This is a genomic window from Paraburkholderia sp. IW21 (assembly GCF_041321145.1).
Taxonomy (GTDB): domain Bacteria; phylum Pseudomonadota; class Gammaproteobacteria; order Burkholderiales; family Burkholderiaceae; genus Paraburkholderia.
In genome coordinates, this window is sequence record NZ_JBGGWA010000004.1 from 313,678 (window position 1) to 328,349 (window position 14,672).

At 63.8% G+C, this 14,672-nt stretch carries 12 protein-coding genes; 5 read left to right on the top strand and 7 right to left on the bottom strand.

Annotation, left to right across the window (positions count from 1 at the left end; translation table 11 throughout):
* Positions 1 to 7: 7 nt before the first annotated feature.
* The 3 genes from gmhB to ACAX43_RS11880 are packed head-to-tail and all read left to right on the top strand — an operon-like array spanning position 8 to position 2,293.
* Positions 8 to 562 carry a D-glycero-beta-D-manno-heptose 1,7-bisphosphate 7-phosphatase gene (gene gmhB / locus ACAX43_RS11870; protein ID WP_370708586.1) on the top strand — a complete coding sequence of 185 codons (555 nt, stop codon included), beginning with the start codon at positions 8 to 10 and terminating at the stop codon, positions 560 to 562.
* A gap of 40 nt (positions 563 to 602) precedes the next feature.
* Positions 603 to 1,361: a lysophospholipid acyltransferase family protein gene (locus ACAX43_RS11875; protein WP_370708587.1), complete on the top strand. Its 759-nt coding sequence runs from the start codon at positions 603 to 605 to the stop codon at positions 1,359 to 1,361.
* Between the two features lie 44 nt (positions 1,362 to 1,405).
* Positions 1,406 to 2,293: a M48 family metallopeptidase gene (locus ACAX43_RS11880; protein ID WP_370708588.1), complete on the top strand. Its 888-nt coding sequence runs from the start codon at positions 1,406 to 1,408 to the stop codon at positions 2,291 to 2,293.
* A 103-nt stretch (positions 2,294 to 2,396) separates the two neighbouring features.
* Here the strand turns inward: ACAX43_RS11880 and ACAX43_RS11885 are convergent, their stop codons facing one another.
* From ACAX43_RS11885 to ACAX43_RS11910, 6 genes are all read right to left on the bottom strand, one after another.
* Complete coding sequence (locus ACAX43_RS11885; RefSeq protein ID WP_370708589.1) at positions 2,397 to 2,795, bottom strand: hypothetical protein; 399 nt, start codon at positions 2,793 to 2,795, stop codon at positions 2,397 to 2,399.
* A 26-nt stretch (positions 2,796 to 2,821) separates the two neighbouring features.
* Positions 2,822 to 3,208, bottom strand: coding sequence for a lactoylglutathione lyase (gene gloA / locus ACAX43_RS11890; protein WP_370708590.1), 387 nt, complete (start codon positions 3,206 to 3,208; stop codon positions 2,822 to 2,824).
* Between the two features lie 103 nt (positions 3,209 to 3,311).
* Positions 3,312 to 4,964: a long-chain-fatty-acid--CoA ligase gene (locus tag ACAX43_RS11895; protein ID WP_370708591.1), complete on the bottom strand. Its 1,653-nt coding sequence runs from the start codon at positions 4,962 to 4,964 to the stop codon at positions 3,312 to 3,314.
* 83 nt (positions 4,965 to 5,047) lie between these two features.
* Positions 5,048 to 6,868, bottom strand: coding sequence for an alkyl sulfatase dimerization domain-containing protein (locus tag ACAX43_RS11900; RefSeq protein ID WP_370708592.1), 1,821 nt, complete (start codon positions 6,866 to 6,868; stop codon positions 5,048 to 5,050).
* 111 nt (positions 6,869 to 6,979) lie between these two features.
* The gene (locus tag ACAX43_RS11905; RefSeq protein WP_370708593.1) at positions 6,980 to 7,669 is read right to left on the bottom strand and encodes a TetR/AcrR family transcriptional regulator; all 690 of its coding nucleotides are present in this window, start codon (positions 7,667 to 7,669) and stop codon (positions 6,980 to 6,982) included.
* A gap of 169 nt (positions 7,670 to 7,838) precedes the next feature.
* The gene (locus tag ACAX43_RS11910) at positions 7,839 to 8,795 is read right to left on the bottom strand and encodes a LysR family transcriptional regulator (protein ID WP_370708594.1); all 957 of its coding nucleotides are present in this window, start codon (positions 8,793 to 8,795) and stop codon (positions 7,839 to 7,841) included.
* Positions 8,796 to 8,898: 103 nt separating this feature from the next.
* Between ACAX43_RS11910 and ACAX43_RS11915 the strand changes: the two genes are divergently transcribed.
* Both ACAX43_RS11915 and ACAX43_RS11920 read left to right on the top strand, forming a co-directional pair.
* Complete coding sequence (locus ACAX43_RS11915) at positions 8,899 to 10,248, top strand: MFS transporter (RefSeq protein WP_370708595.1); 1,350 nt, start codon at positions 8,899 to 8,901, stop codon at positions 10,246 to 10,248.
* A gap of 279 nt (positions 10,249 to 10,527) precedes the next feature.
* A complete protein-coding gene (locus tag ACAX43_RS11920) occupies positions 10,528 to 13,542 on the top strand; it encodes an autotransporter outer membrane beta-barrel domain-containing protein (RefSeq protein WP_370708596.1) in 3,015 nt (1,004 codons plus the stop codon).
* Positions 13,543 to 13,546: 4 nt separating this feature from the next.
* Here ACAX43_RS11920 and ACAX43_RS11925 read toward each other — a convergent pair whose 3' ends face one another.
* Positions 13,547 to 14,659: a porin gene (locus ACAX43_RS11925; RefSeq protein ID WP_370708597.1), complete on the bottom strand. Its 1,113-nt coding sequence runs from the start codon at positions 14,657 to 14,659 to the stop codon at positions 13,547 to 13,549.
* Positions 14,660 to 14,672 lie beyond the last annotated feature (13 nt).

A 14,672-nucleotide genomic window follows, 5' to 3' on the forward strand; every position in this document is an offset into this window, starting at 1 on the left:
CCGCGCCATGCCGACCAAAAAAGTGGTGATCCTCGACCGCGACGGCGTGATCAACGTCGATTCCGAAGCGTTCATCAAGTCGCCGGACGAATGGGTCGCACTGCCCGGTTCGCTCGAAGCGATCGCGCGTCTGAACCAGGCCGGTTATCGCGTCGCGATCGCGACCAACCAGTCGGGCATCGGCCGCGGTCTCTTCGACATGAACGCGCTCAATGCGATGCATCTGAAAATGCATCGCATGGCGGCGACGGTCGGCGGCCGCATCGACGCGGTGTTTTTCTGCCCGCACACGGCGGAAGATCATTGCGAATGCCGCAAGCCGAAGCCGGGCATGCTGAAGATGATCACGGAACGCTTCGAAGTCGATCCGGAGAATACCCCGGTGGTCGGCGACGCGATGCGCGATCTTCAAGCGGGTGCGTCGCTCGGACATCCGACTCATCTGGTGCTGACCGGTAAGGGCCGTAAAACGCTCGCAGCCGGCGGCCTGCCCGAAGGCACCCTCGTCCACGACGACCTGCGCGCGTTCGCGCTCGACTTCCTCTCCGACGATCACGAGTGATGCGCGTCGAGCGCGTCCCCAACCCTCACTGACCACGCCGATGCGCTTCATTCGTTCTTCATTGCTGCTGATCTACTTCGTCGTCTTCACGGTGCCGTACGCGACCGCGTGCTTCATCGCGTTCCCGTTCATGCGCGCCGATCGCCGCTACTGGATGGCCGCCGGCTGGTGCGCCACCACGCTGCACGTGGTGCGCTGGCTGAACGGCATCCGCTACAAGATCGAAGGCTATGAGAATCTGCCCGACGGTCCGGCCGTGCTGCTGTCCAAGCATCAGTCGGCGTGGGAAACGCTGGCGTTTCCAGCGCTGATGCCGCGACCGCTGTGCTACGTGTTCAAGCGCGAGCTGTTGTATGTGCCGTTCTTCGGCTGGGCACTCGGCATGCTGAAGATGGTTCACATCGATCGCAAGGAAGGCAAGTACGCGTTCGATTCCGTCATCAGGCAAGGCAAAGCGCGCATGGCCGAAGGTGCCTGGGTCATCATGTTTCCGGAAGGCACGCGCACGCCGACCGGCAAGCAAGGCAAGTACAAAACCGGCGGCGCGCGTTTCGCGATTGCCTCCGGCGCGCCGGTCGTGCCGATCGCGCACAACGCCGGACGTGTGTGGCCGCGCAACTCGTTTCTCAAATATGCGGGTATAGTCACAGTGTCCATCGGCAAGCCGATTGAGACGACGGGGCTCACGCCCGACGAAGTGAACACGCGCGTCGAAAAGTGGATCGAAGCTGAAATGCGCCGCATCGATCCTACCGCGTACCGCGCGGCGGAAAACCCCTCCGCCGCCGCACCAATCTGACGCGCCCGCGCCCTCGAAGGCGCATTTGCGCGAAGCCGAATCCGATGCAGAAGTCTCCTACGTCGCAGCCCGCTGCGGCGCTCGATAACCGGCAACTCGATCTCCCGCTCTTCGCCGAGCCGGGGTCGACGTCGTCGTCCCCTTCACCGTCCGGACCTTCGGCGGGCTTGAGCGGGCAGCAGCCGGCCGTGCCGCTCGCACCGGACGGCAGTAAGCTGCGCAGCCTCACCATCGGTTCGCGCACGCTGCACTATGTGCTCAAGCGCTCTGCACGCCGCTCGATCGGTTTTGCGATCGACAGTACCGGCCTGATGATTACCGCACCACGCTGGGTCACGCTCGCCGATATCGAAACTGCGATCACCGAAAAGCAGCGCTGGATTTTCACGAAACTGATCGAATGGCAAACGCGTGTCGAACAGCGCGCGTTGCCGAAGGTCGACTGGAAAGACGGTGCGGAAGTGCCGTATCTCGGCCAGCCGGTGCGCGTGAAGCTCGGCTCGCCGCAAGGCATGCTTGCGTTCAGCGCGGAGCAGGCGGCGCTGCAAGTGCCGCTTCCCTTGCAAGCGGATCCGCAGCAGATCAAGGATCGCGTGCAAGGCTGGCTGCAAGGCGAAGCGAAGCGCCTGTTCGGCGAGCGCCTCGCGATCTATGCGGAGAAGCTTGGCGTCAACTATCGCGCGTATGCGCTCTCTTCGGCGGCCACGCGTTGGGGCAGTTGTTCGAGCGACGGCAAAATCCGCCTGAACTGGCGGCTGATCCACTTCCCACTGTCGATCATCGATTACGTCGTCGCGCACGAGCTCGCGCATCTGCGCGAGATGAATCACAGTCCGCGCTTCTGGCAGACGGTCGAATCGATTTTTCCGGAATTCCGCGAAGCGCGGCAGACGTTGAAATCACATCCGCCGGAATTGCTGCCGACGCTTTAACGCGCTACGTGCTGGCGGCGCGACGTGTCGAACCCGGCCGCAGTAACGAACAGTGAAAAATCGGCGCTTCAGCCTGAAGCGCCGACCTTCTGAAGCCTGCGGCTCACTCCGTGCAGAAAGTTTCCTGCAGATGAAGCCACGTCACCTTGCCGTCAGCGCCGCGATCCATCACCGCCGTCGAGCGCCGCACGTTGGCGTTGCCCGCGCTGTCGCGCTGATACTCGCGATACTTCACCACCGCGCCCGACGGATACTCGGACACGATCTCCATATCGCGAATATTGATCTGCGAGCCGGGACGCGCGCCGTTCAGCTTCGCGAAAATTTCGCGCAGACCCGCGTGATCCAGTGCGATACCGGACGGCATGACCAGGCTGAATTGCGGAGCGAAGCGCGCCATGATGCGATCCAGCGTGCCGCCATCCGCGGAGCCGTCGAACAAAGCCTGGATTTCGACGTGAATGTCGCCGAGTTCTTTGAAGTAGGGATTGCTGTTATTCATTGCTTGTCCTCATCCCGCCGCTTACGTTATTTTTTCTTCTGGATGAACTCGATCTTGTAGCCGTCCGGATCCTCGACGAAGGCGATCACGGTGGTGCCGTGTTTCATCGGGCCGGCTTCGCGCACGACCGTGCCGCCTTGTGCCTTGATCTTGTCGCACGCGGCATAGGCGTCTTCCACTTCGACGGCGAGGTGCCCGAAGCCGTTGCCAAGGTCATACGACGGCGTGTCCCAGTTGTGCGTCAGTTCGAGGACGGTGCCGCTGCGTTCGTCCGTGTAGCCGACGAAGGCGAGGGTAAACTTGCCGTCCGGATAGTCATCGCGGCGCAGCAATTTCATATCGAGCAGTTCGGTATAGAAGGCAATCGAGCGGTCCAGGTCGCCGACCCGGAGCATGGTGTGAAGCAGGCGCATTGTTGTACTCCCTGGTGCGTGATGTCGAGAACGTAAATGTACCCGGAATCACGCAGCGCTGCAGAGCGTGCCACGCAGCGCGAGACGCGCGGCACGCCCGCTTTCAACCCGCGCTCTTTAGCTCGTCGCGTAACGCGCGCCGCAAAATCTTGCCGACATTGGTTTTCGGCAGTTCGCTGCGGAATTCGATGATCTTGGGGCGCTTGTAGCCCGTCAGTTGCGCCTTGCAGAACGCGAGAAGGTCCGCATCGGTGAGTGCCGGGTCTTTCTTCACGACGTACAGCTTCACCACTTCGCCTGCCTCCGCGTCCGGCACGCCGACCGCCACCACTTCGAACACGCCGGGATGCTTCGCCACCACGTCCTCGATTTCGTTCGGATAGACGTTGAAGCCCGACACCAGAATCATGTCCTTCTTGCGATCGACGATCTTCACGAAGCCCTCTTCCGTCATCACCCCGATGTCGCCGGATTTGAAAAAGCCATCGGGCGTCATCACCTTTTCGGTTTCTTCGGGACGGTTCCAGTAGCCAGCCATCACCTGCGGCCCGCGAATGCAGATTTCACCGCGTTCGCCAAGCGGCACTTCGTGGCCGGCGTCGTCGCGAATCGAGATATCCGTGGACGGCAACGGCAAGCCGACCGTCCCGGTAAACGCGGTGGACGTCGGCAGATTGGTGGTGGCGCACGGCGACGTTTCCGACAGCCCATACCCTTCGACGATCGGTACGCCAGTCAGTGCTTGCCAACGTTGCGCGACGGCTTGCTGCACCGCCATGCCGCCACCGTTCGATTGCACCAGCTTCGAGAAGTCGAGCGTCCTGAAGTCGGGCTCGTTCAGCAGCGCGTTGTACATCGTGTTCACACCGGGGAACGAGTTGATCGCGTAGCCTCGCAAGGCTTTGATCAAGCCCGGCAGGTCGCGTGGATTCGGAATCAGAATGCCCATGCCACCGCAACGCATCGTCAGCAAGCCGCAGATCGTCAGGCCGAAGATGTGATACAGCGGCAGCGCGACCACGGTGATGTACTGCTTGATGTCGGTGCGCCCGCGATACACCGGCTCGCGCCACAGCTCCGATTGCAGGACGTTCGCGATCAGATTGCCGTGCAGCAAAGTCGCGCCCTTCGAGACGCCAGTGGTGCCGCCCGTGTATTGCAGCACGGCCACATCGGCGCGGGTGAGCGTGACCGGCGTAAAGCCCGCGTCCGCACCACGCGCGATCGCCTCGTTCAATGCAATGCGCGAGGTCGGCGGCACATCTTCTGCAATCTCAGGGCTGCCCGCGCCGAGCATCTCGCCAATCGACGTCAGCACGACATGCTTGATCGATGTTTGCCCCTGCACCGCCTCCAGCGTTTTAGAGAACGTATCGAGCAGCACGAGCGCTTGCGCGCCGCTGTCGTTCAACTGATGCTCCAGTTCTCGTGGCGTGTACAACGGATTGACATTCACGACCACGTAACCGGCACGCAGGATCGCCGCCATGACCACCGGGTATTGCAACACGTTCGGCAGCATCACGGCGATGCGCGCGCCGCGCGCGAGACCTAGCCATTGAAACCACGCCGCAAGATGGCGCGACTTCGAATCGAGTTCGCCGTAGGTCAACTCGCGCCCCATACAGACGAACGCGCACTCTGCCGCGTGCCTCTGGAAGCTCTGTTCCAGCAGGTCCGCAACGGAGCCGAACTGCGTAGTGTCGATCTCGGCCGGCACGCCTGGCGGATACGACTTCAGCCAGATTTTCTCCATGTCTCTTCCTTTTGTTTCGCATCGCGATTCACCTATGCACGATGTGCCGGTGCGCTGACGCTCCAATGCGAGCGATGCGCTTTCTATCGCGCAGTCAGCGCGGGCATGCGCCACGCGGGCCGGTCGAAGCATTCGAAAAATCTGCGCAACTGCTCCGCCGTGCCGCGTTCCAGCACGACGGTGCCGTCCTCGAGACACTTCGGCAAGTGCGTCGCCATATCGCGCAGCATGCCGTACAACGTGCCGGTTTCCAGCGCGAGTTGTACGTCGATCGTCGAAGGGGTGCGCTCGTGTATCTGCAATACGCCGCGCCGTAGTTCGAGGGCATGTGTTTCATCGCGGTCCGTCACACGGAATGCGAGTGTCATCTGCACGTCGGCGCAACGTTCCGGATCGACGTTCACGCTAAAGCGCTGGAACACGTTGCGCAACGGCTGCGCGCGCAACACATCCACCGACGCGAGACTGGCGCTGCCGGCGAACGGCAATTCGTCGTAGGCATGTTCGAGTTCGCGCGCCGCGCTGAGATACCAGTTGCGCCAGTTGGTGTTGACCGTCAGGTAGCCCAACTCGCGCAGCGCGGCCGCCTTGATATTGCGCGCGTCGGCGTCGGTTGTATCGAACCGCACCAGCAGCGTCGCCAGCTCCGCGGCCCAGCGCCAATCCGAGTCGCCCAACGCGATTCGCGCTGCGGCGCGCACCGCTTCCACGCCGCCCATCATCATGACCATGCGCTGCGACCGTTCCGCACGCGGCAGCGGATCGAGCGACGCCGGATCGCCATCGAACCAGCCGAGCTGACCGCTATACACCTGCCGCACCGAATGCTTGACCGTGCCGTAGTACTCGCCGAGCCACGCATGCTCCGCGAGATGCGGCGGCAGCGCGGGAATCGCTTCGGCAAGTTCGTCCGGGCTCAGGCCGAAGTTCATGTGCCGGATGGTCTGGTCGTGGATGAACTGAATGGCGTCGCGATACACGCACAGCACCTCGGCGACATACTGCGCGCCGGATACCGGCCGGCCATGCGCCGGCACCATATGCGCGGCGTTGAAGCCGCGCATCATGTCGATGGTCTGATACCAGCGCACCGGATCGCGATAGCGCGTGCCGCGCAACGTGTGGACGTTCGCGAGACACTCGCCCTGGATCACTTCCGCCGACAGCAACACGCCGAGGTCCGGCAGCCACATCACGATTTCGTCGTCGGCTTCGGAGGGCGCGTAGCGAAACTCGAAGCGCACGCCGGCCAGCACGATGTCGAGCTTGTCGTCGAACACGCGGGTCGGCGCGAAGAAGCTCGCCGGCTCCGCAATCAACACGGGGCCGATGCCCGCATTGACCTTGCCGGTCGCGCCAGGCGGCAGCAGCGTGCCAAAGCTGTAGGCCGAGCGGGTGGCGAGAATCGGTGCGACGAGGTTCGCGTTGTTGATCACGGTGTCCATCAACGTGCGGTGCGCAATGATCTCGACGCTGCCCGCTTCAAGCGCGGCCTCGTCGACGAAGGCGCGCACGCCGCCGGTGTGGTCCGTGTGATTGTGCGTATAGACCACGGCCTTGACCGGCAGCTCGGCATGACGCGGATCGATCGCGCAGAAGTCCTCATAGATGCGTTTGGCGGCGGAAACCGCCTCGGTCGCGTCGACCACCACGATGCCGTCGTCGCCGACCACGAAGATGATGTTCGCGATCGCATAGCCGACCGCGCAATACACGCGCTCGGCTATGCGATAGATGCGCTGCGCCATGCGCCGCGAGTGTTCGGTGAGACGCGGCGGCACGGTCGGCGCGGCAAGAGCGAAGGCGAGATTCACGCCGGCGTCGAATGCGACATCGAGCGGTTCGCCGATATGCGGCGCGTCGAAGGCGGGGTTACGGACCAGTTCGGGGCAACATGAGTTCACGCGGTGTCTCCTTGAATATTCGGCTGCGCGTAACGGGAGTCGCGCTGTCCGTCGATCAGTTCATCAATTTCGGAATCGGAATTCTTATTCCGTTTTCTGGGTAAAAAAAAATCAACCGTCCGGCAAGCCGAGGCAGCGCCGCAGTCGGATTTGCAGCCATGGCCGCAGTTGCCGGCTGGAGAGCGACAAAGGACCGGGATCGTTCAGCACGCTGTTGACCAGCATGCCCAGGATCATTTGCAGCGTGGCACGCACTTCGAATTCGAGCGAGCGGGGAGTGCTTTCATCGGCCTTGACCCCGCGCGCCTGTGCCAGCGCGCCGACGAGGCGCGGCACGATCAGTGCCAACACCTCATGATTGGTCGATTTCACGGCGTCCCAACTGGCCTTGCGCTGCGACGCGCGCAGCAACGACGCGTGATACAGCCCGCGATTGCGCCGGAACGTCATCACGTAGAACGAAATGATCGCGTCGGCGAGTGTGGCCGCGTCGTTCGAACGCCAGGCCGGATCGCGCTCGACCGTCTCGCGCACGTGCTCGAGTCCCTCTGCCATCGCCGCGTCCTGCAAGACGTCGAAGAAGCTATCCTTATTGTCGAAACGCCGGTAGAAAGCGCCGATCGACGTACCGGCCCGCTCGACGATGTCGTTGATCGACAGATCGTCGAGGTTGCCGCTTGCTTCGATCAGCTCGCGCCCCGCGTGCAGCATGCGCGCGAGCCCCTGCTGGCTGCGCGTTTGACGCGGCGGCGCAATGGTGCTCGGCGGCGCTTCGCGGCTGCGGAGTGACGTCGTCGTCATGCTGTGTTTAGCCTCGGTTCGGTTTGCCGCGCTGAGAAAATGAAGACTCACGGGAAACCGGAATCTGGATTCCGGATCGTCCGCGATCGGAAGCACCTTGTCAACCGCACCTAGGGTAATCACCGGGGCGCGATCATACGCGTACTCGGCCGTCCCATTACCGGCCCGTTCATGTCGCCAATGAGTCGGGATGCAGCAGGCCCTGCGCCGCGCGGTTGGCATTCTCCATCACCTGTTCGGCGAGCCCCAACGCGGAATAGGCGGCCGGCGAAGGCGTGCGCTCGGCCAGATACACCAGCGCGAATTCGAGGGCAAGACGCGGCGGGTTACTGAGCGGAATGCGCGCGAGCCGCCGCGTCCCCAGATCGCGCCGCACCGCGGACGCCGTGGCGAACAGCACCGCGTCGGTCTGCGCGACGACATCCTTCAGCACCGTCACGTCGTTGCATTCGATCTGCAACGGAATTTGCTCGTGCGCGCGGTACTTGAGCAGGCGATGCAGGGCGTCCTTCATGAACGCGGGCAACGTCACCGACACCAGCGGGAACTCGCGCAATGCCGCGAGCGGCACCGTGCCACGCGCAAACAAGGGATGGTCCGGCCGCGCGAACCAGCCGCCCTCGTGACGCGGCAGGCGCTGCAACGTGACATCGGGCGTCACGGGCGGCACACGGCGGTCGGTGACGAGAAAGTCGATCTGCTCGGCGCGCAGCTTGGCAAGCAGCGCATCGCCTTCGCCGAGTTCGATCGACACCTTGATCTTCGGAAAGCGCCGCGCGAATTCCACCAGCAGGTCCGGCAGCAGCACGACTGCCGGATAGGGCCCGAGGCCGATGCGTACCTCGCCGAGTTCGTGCGCCTTCAGCAGCTCGACGTCGCGGAACAGGCAGCGCGTTTCGAACAGCACGCGCCGGGCGCGTTCGACCAGCAGCCGCCCTGCCGCCGTCATCGCGACGCCGCGTGCCGCGCGGTCGAACAGTTTCATGCCGACCTCGTCTTCGAGCGCCTGAATGCTGCGGCTCAACGCCGGCTGGCTCAGATGAACCCGCTCCGCCGCCCGCGCAAAGCTGCCTTCCTCGGCGAGCGCGACCAAATGGGTAAGGCGGCGGGAATTGACTTCATGCATATTTTGCAAGCTCCCGATTACGAGAATGCACTTGAACAATTCAGTTATACCACCTCAAATGGGCGAAAACCCAGCGCCCCCGCGCCCGACATGGAGACATGCTTTGCCTACCTTCCTCAGCAGCACGAAACGCTGCACGGCGCTCGCCGCCGACACGGCATCGGCTCATCCCCCCCACGCACGCGAGACCGCGCAAGGGCGCCGCTGGGTGATCGTCGCCTCGCTGTTCCTGTTCATGCTGATCAATTTCGCGGACAAGGCCGTGCTCGGTCTCGTCGCGATCCCGCTGATGCATGACATGCAGTTGACGCACGGCCAGTTCGGTTTCGTCGGCAGCGCGTTCTTTATGTTGTTCTCGATCTCGGGTATCGCCGTCGGCCTGATCGCCGACCGCGTCAATATGAAGTGGCTGCTCGCCGCGCTTGCGCTGATCTGGGCCGTGGCGCAGTTGCCGCTCGCGTGGCCGACCAGCTTTGCCGTGCTGCTGCTGTGCCGCGTCCTGCTGGGTGCCGGTGAAGGGCCGGCCTCGCCGCTCGCGCTGCATGTGGTCTACACCTGGTTCGACGACCGTGAACGCAATCTGCCTACTGCCATCGTGCAACAAGGGGCGACCGCCGGCGTCATCATCGCGGGACCGTTGCTCACGTATATCTCGCAGCGGTGGCACTGGCACGCGACATTTCTCACGCTCGGCGCGGTCGGCATCGGCTGGACCGTCTTGTGGCTGTGTCTCGGCAAGACGGGCAATCGTCAGCACAACGCATCGCCCGCGTTTGCGCCGGGGGCGGCGGCCGGCCCGCGTGCCGCGTCAGCGCGCTTCCGTAGCATGCTGAGCGACCGCACTGTCATCGGCGTGATGCTGCAATGCTTTATCGGCTATGCGGTGATCTCGATCGGCTTCACCTGGGTGCCGGCCTATTTCCGGCTCGGCCTTGGCTTCGCCGCGACTGAGGCAGGTTGGCTGTTCGCGCTGCAAGTCGCCGCGCAGATCCCGCTGGGCATCGCGCTCGCGATGTTTTCGCATCGGCTGCTCAAGCGCGGCGTGCCGTCGAAGGTGGCGCGCGGCAAACTGATCAGCGCGGCATGCGTGGTGAGTGGGTTTGCTTACTGTGCGCTGTTGTGCGGCGCGCCGGCGCTCGTCAAGGTCGCGTTGATGGCGCTCGCCAGCGCGCTGGCGATCCAGACCTTCACCTTCGGTCCGATGCTGGTCGCCGAAGTCGCACCGGCAGCGCGGCGCGGAGCGCTGCTCGCGGTCACCAACTCCATCGTCACCACCGCCGGCCTGATCGGACCGGTCGCGATGGGCAAGCTGCTCGGCGCGGCAGGCGACGTGCGTGGCTATGAGATCGGCTTCGCCGTAACCGGCGTATTGCTGCTGATCGTCGGCGCGGCCGGCTTCGCACTGATCGATCCACAACGGTCGAAGCGGCGTCTGGAGGGCGCGCCGGGTTGAGCGTCGCGGCGATGCTTCGTTTGCTTGCACCCAGCTTTTTCGAGGCTCTTACGAGACGTGTGTGCTGCCCTCGGGCAGCCTCGTCAGCGCGCGGTGATGCGACTCGTCGCTTGCGTCGTACATCATTCGGGTCATTGACTAAGTTCGACTCATTGACTAATTTCGTCAGACGATACATTCTCTTTCACACCGTCAGGCGGGGCAAATGAAGAGGCGGCGCAGCACACATAGAGAACCCAGCAGGAACTGACCAGACCTGTTCTACTGGAGAGCCACTGTATGCGTCGTAAATGCTCGCGGCCTGTGCCTGTGCGTTTGCGTTTGCTCGAAACCTTCTCGTCCGCACTCGGACTGGCGATCCTTCTGCCATGCGAATCCGCATACGCCGTCTGCGACAACACCTCGCCGGTCAGCGGCCAGACCGTCACCTGCAACAGTAGTGCCCCCAACCCGTCCACCACGCCCGTGGCCGCGGCTGTCGGCAGCGCCAACGTCACAGTGAACGTAGAGGCCGGCGCCGAACTCGACGTCACGGGCAACAACGTCATCATCGTGCGTGACGGCAGCACCGTCACCAATCTCGGCACCTTGGTCGGCGCCGGCGACACCTTCGACGCCATCTCGGTGCACGGCGCAAGCGGCGGCATGGGCCAGAATGTGCTGATCAACCGCGGCACGATCGTGACCAGCGGCGTCGAATCGGAAGGCATGTTCAACGACGCTGCCGCAGTCACCATGCTGAACGACACCGCCGGCGTGATCCGCACCACCGGCAACGATTCGGTCGCGATGCACGACTTCGCGAGCCCGGGCGGCGGCACGCTCACCAACAACGGCACGCTGTCGACAAGCGGCGTCGGTTCACACGGGATGGCCGCGTTGACGGACAACGACACGCTCGTCAACAACGGCTCGATCACGACGACGGGCGCCAGTTCGGATGGCATGGTGGCCAACGGAAACGCCGTCGGCGGGGCCGGCAACAACGTGCTGACGAATCACGGCACGATCGACGTCTCGGGTGCCGGTTCACACGGCCTCGTGTCGTTTGATACGACGCCAGGCGTCGTGACGAATACCGGCTCGGTCATCGCGCGTGGCACGGGCGGCCTGGGGGCGCTCTTTTTGGGCAACGTCACGCTGAACAATGCGGTGGGCGCGAGCATCGTCAGTCAGCAGGCCAATGCGGTCGTCGCAAACGGCGGCGGCACGTTCAACAATGCGGGCACGATTACAGGTGCGATCAACGCAGTCGCCTTAGCCAATGCCCCGGCAACGATCACGAATAGCGGCTCCATCACCGCAGCCGGGAGTCAGGCGATCAGTTCGATCGGCACCTTCGATATCGTCATCAACAACACGGGCACCATTGCGGGCGGCAATGGCCGCGCGATCTGGACCGATAGCGGCAACGACACGTTCAACTGGAGCGGCGGTACCGTCACCGGCTTCGTGCGGCTCGACGCTGGCGACGACACGGCCAATCTCACCGGCCTCACTGACGCCAATCTCGCCGGCGTGCCGAGCTTCGACGCAGGCACCGGCAACGACGTCCTCAATTTCAGCCGCACGTCGGCGAGCGGTCTCGGCCGCTTCGTCAACTGGGAGACCGTCAACGTCACCAACGGCAGCCAGTTGACGCTCGACGCCAACGGCCTCGTACTCGGCGACGGCGGCACCTTGACCGGCACGCTCAACGTCGATTCGAGCAGCACCGTGTTTGCAGGCGGCTTTGGCGGCACGGCGACGATCGCACCGGCTGTTGCGGGTCAACGCGTGAACGTCAACAACGCGGGCACCATCGATCTGAGCAACGGCGCGACGGGTACGCGCAACACGCTGGTGATCAACGGCAACTACACCGGACTCAACGGCCGCCTGCTGCTGCAGACGGTGTTGGGCGGCGACGGCTCGGCAAGCGACAAGCTGGTGATCGCGCAGGGCGTCGGCTCGGGCAATACCTCGGTCGGCATCACCAATGTTGGCGGCTCCGGCGGCGCCACGCTCACGGACGGCATCCTCGTCGTGCAGGCGACGAACGGCGCGACAACTACGGCGAATGCTTTCACGCTGCCGCAGCCGCTGTCCGTGGGCGCCTACACGTACTACCTGTTCAAGGGCGGAGTGAGCGCGGGGACGGCGGACAACTGGTATCTGCGCTCGAGTCTGGCAGCGGCTCCGACGCCAACGCCAACTCCAACTCCAACTCCAACTCCTACACCCACACCCACACCCACACCCACACCCACACCGCCCCCGGGCGCCGCAAACACACCGATCCCGGCTCCCGGCACGCCGCCACTGCCCGCTGCCCCTCCCGCAGGCGCCGCAGCGACACCGCTCTACCGCATGGAGGTGCCCGTTTATGCCGAGGTCCCGGTACTCACGCGCGAACTCGGCATCGCGCAGATCGGCACCTTCCACGACCGCCAGGGCGAGCAGTTCCTGCTGAACGAAAGCGGCCCGCTAGCCGCCGCATGGGCGCGTGTCTGGGGCGAGCACACCTCGCAGAGCAACGGGGGCGCCGCCAACCCCGAATTCAGCGGCACGATGGCCGGCGTACAGGTGGGTCACGATATCTACGCCGATCGCAGCGCGAGCGGCCACCGCAATCACTATGGTTTCTTCATCGGCGTTGCCCGCGCCCAAGGCGACGTGAACGGCTTCGCACTCGGCGTCCCCGATCTGTCGGCCGGGAGGCTGGCAATCAATGCGTACAGCGCAGGTGCTTACTGGACGCACATCGGGCCGGGCGGCTGGTACACCGATGCCGTAGTGATGGGCAGTTCGCTGACCCTCGATCCGTCGTCGAATCAGGGCATCGGCGCGAGCACACGTGGCCGCGCGGTGACGACCTCGCTGGAGGCCGGCCTGCCGATTCGGCTGCGCGCCAACCTCAGTCTCGAACCACAAGCACAACTGATCTGGCAGCACGCATCGATCGACGATCTCAACGACGGCATTTCGAATGTGTCGTTCCATGCGGCAAATAGCCTCGTGGGCCGGCTCGGCTTGCGTCTGCAAGGCAGCTTCGAAAGCGGAGGCGCGCAGTGGCAACCGTATCTGCGCGCAAATCTATGGCGTTACTTCAGCGGCACCGATAGCGCGACCTTCGCCGGCACGACCGTGATTCCCACCGATGTGGCCGCGACAGCCGCTCAATTCGGCATCGGCATGGTCGCGCATTTGAGCGCGCGCGGCAGCGTGTTCGCCACCGCGAGTTACACGACGAATGTGAACGGCGCGCACCGCAGCACCGTGGAGGGCAATCTGGGCGCGCGCTGGCGTTGGTAAGTGCTCAGAACTGATGCCGCACCCCGGCCATCAGGCCGATCTGGCTACCCTTCTGCGCGAGCCCAACACCGTTGACGCCCTGCAACTGCGCGCCGATCAGGTCGCCCCGGTACAGGGAGTAGTCTCCTTCCAGGTAGACGTCGGTGCGTTTGGACAGGTTGTAGTCGGCGACCAGTTGGTACTGCCACGCCGAGCCATCCTGCGTGGAGGTCTTGCCGTCCTGCAGCGTGCGCCAGACATTCGCGGCGAAGTGCCACGCGTTGCCGACCTGCTGCGTGATGCCGCCCATGATCATGCGGCGCCGCGAAAAGTCGGTGTACTTGAGCGCGGCCAAGGCGGGCGCGGTGAATGGCCCGTTGGCGAAATTCGAAAACCCGGCGTCGTTCTGATTGACGATGTAACCGACCGAAAAGCGCGTCTTGTCCCACGTGTACGAACCGCCGAAGGTCCATGCCTTCGCGGCTGCGCCGTTGACCGAGTCCTTCGCCTCTTCATACGCGCCGCCGAAAGTGAAGGGGCCGCCCGGCGGGGCATATGCGGCCGCCGCGCCGATCTGGCTGCCATAGGAATTGCCCGCGTTGCCGCCGAGCGCGTAACCGGCGGCGAAACTGAAACCGTTGTATTTGGCCTGGTACTGCACCTGGTTGCTCGTCCAGATCCCGCCGGTCATCGTCACTTCGGGCTGGAAGCTAAAATCGTACGGAATCCAGAGATTACTGCCGTAGCCACCGGCGGTAATGCCTTCGATCATCACGTTGTATTGCCGGCCGAAGATCACCTGGCCATACGAAGCCGAGCGCACGCCCACTTGCGCTTCGTTGAAGAACGGCAAGGTGGGATCGCTTTGGCCGCCATTGATATAGAAACGGTTTTCGAGTTTGAAGAATGTAGACCAGCCGCCGCCCAGATCCTCGACGCCCTTCAGGCCCCAGCGGCTCTCCGTCATGCCGCCGTTGCCGAGCCCGATCGACGAATCGCCCGCTTTGTTTGCATGGGTCAGATACCGAACGCTCTCGTCGACCACGCCGTAGAGCGTCACGCCAGATTGCGCGTGCGCCATCTGACACACCAATACTGCGGGCACGATTGCCGCCGCCAACGGGGTAACTTTTTTCATCGCGTCTCCTCGT

Coding starts and splice junctions, on each gene's coding strand:
- ACAX43_RS11920 (WP_370708596.1), top strand. CDS start 10,528: ATGCGTCGTAAATGCTCGCGGCCTGTGCCTGTGCGTTTGCGTTTGCTC.
- gmhB (WP_370708586.1), top strand. CDS start 8: ATGCCGACCAAAAAAGTGGTGATCCTCGACCGCGACGGCGTGATCAAC.
- gloA (WP_370708590.1), bottom strand. CDS start 3,208: ATGCGCCTGCTTCACACCATGCTCCGGGTCGGCGACCTGGACCGCTCG.
- ACAX43_RS11905 (WP_370708593.1), bottom strand. CDS start 7,669: ATGACGACGACGTCACTCCGCAGCCGCGAAGCGCCGCCGAGCACCATT.
- ACAX43_RS11910 (WP_370708594.1), bottom strand. CDS start 8,795: ATGCATGAAGTCAATTCCCGCCGCCTTACCCATTTGGTCGCGCTCGCC.
- ACAX43_RS11880 (WP_370708588.1), top strand. CDS start 1,406: ATGCAGAAGTCTCCTACGTCGCAGCCCGCTGCGGCGCTCGATAACCGG.
- ACAX43_RS11875 (WP_370708587.1), top strand. CDS start 603: ATGCGCTTCATTCGTTCTTCATTGCTGCTGATCTACTTCGTCGTCTTC.
- ACAX43_RS11925 (WP_370708597.1), bottom strand. CDS start 14,659: ATGAAAAAAGTTACCCCGTTGGCGGCGGCAATCGTGCCCGCAGTATTG.
- ACAX43_RS11895 (WP_370708591.1), bottom strand. CDS start 4,964: ATGGAGAAAATCTGGCTGAAGTCGTATCCGCCAGGCGTGCCGGCCGAG.
- ACAX43_RS11885 (WP_370708589.1), bottom strand. CDS start 2,795: ATGAATAACAGCAATCCCTACTTCAAAGAACTCGGCGACATTCACGTC.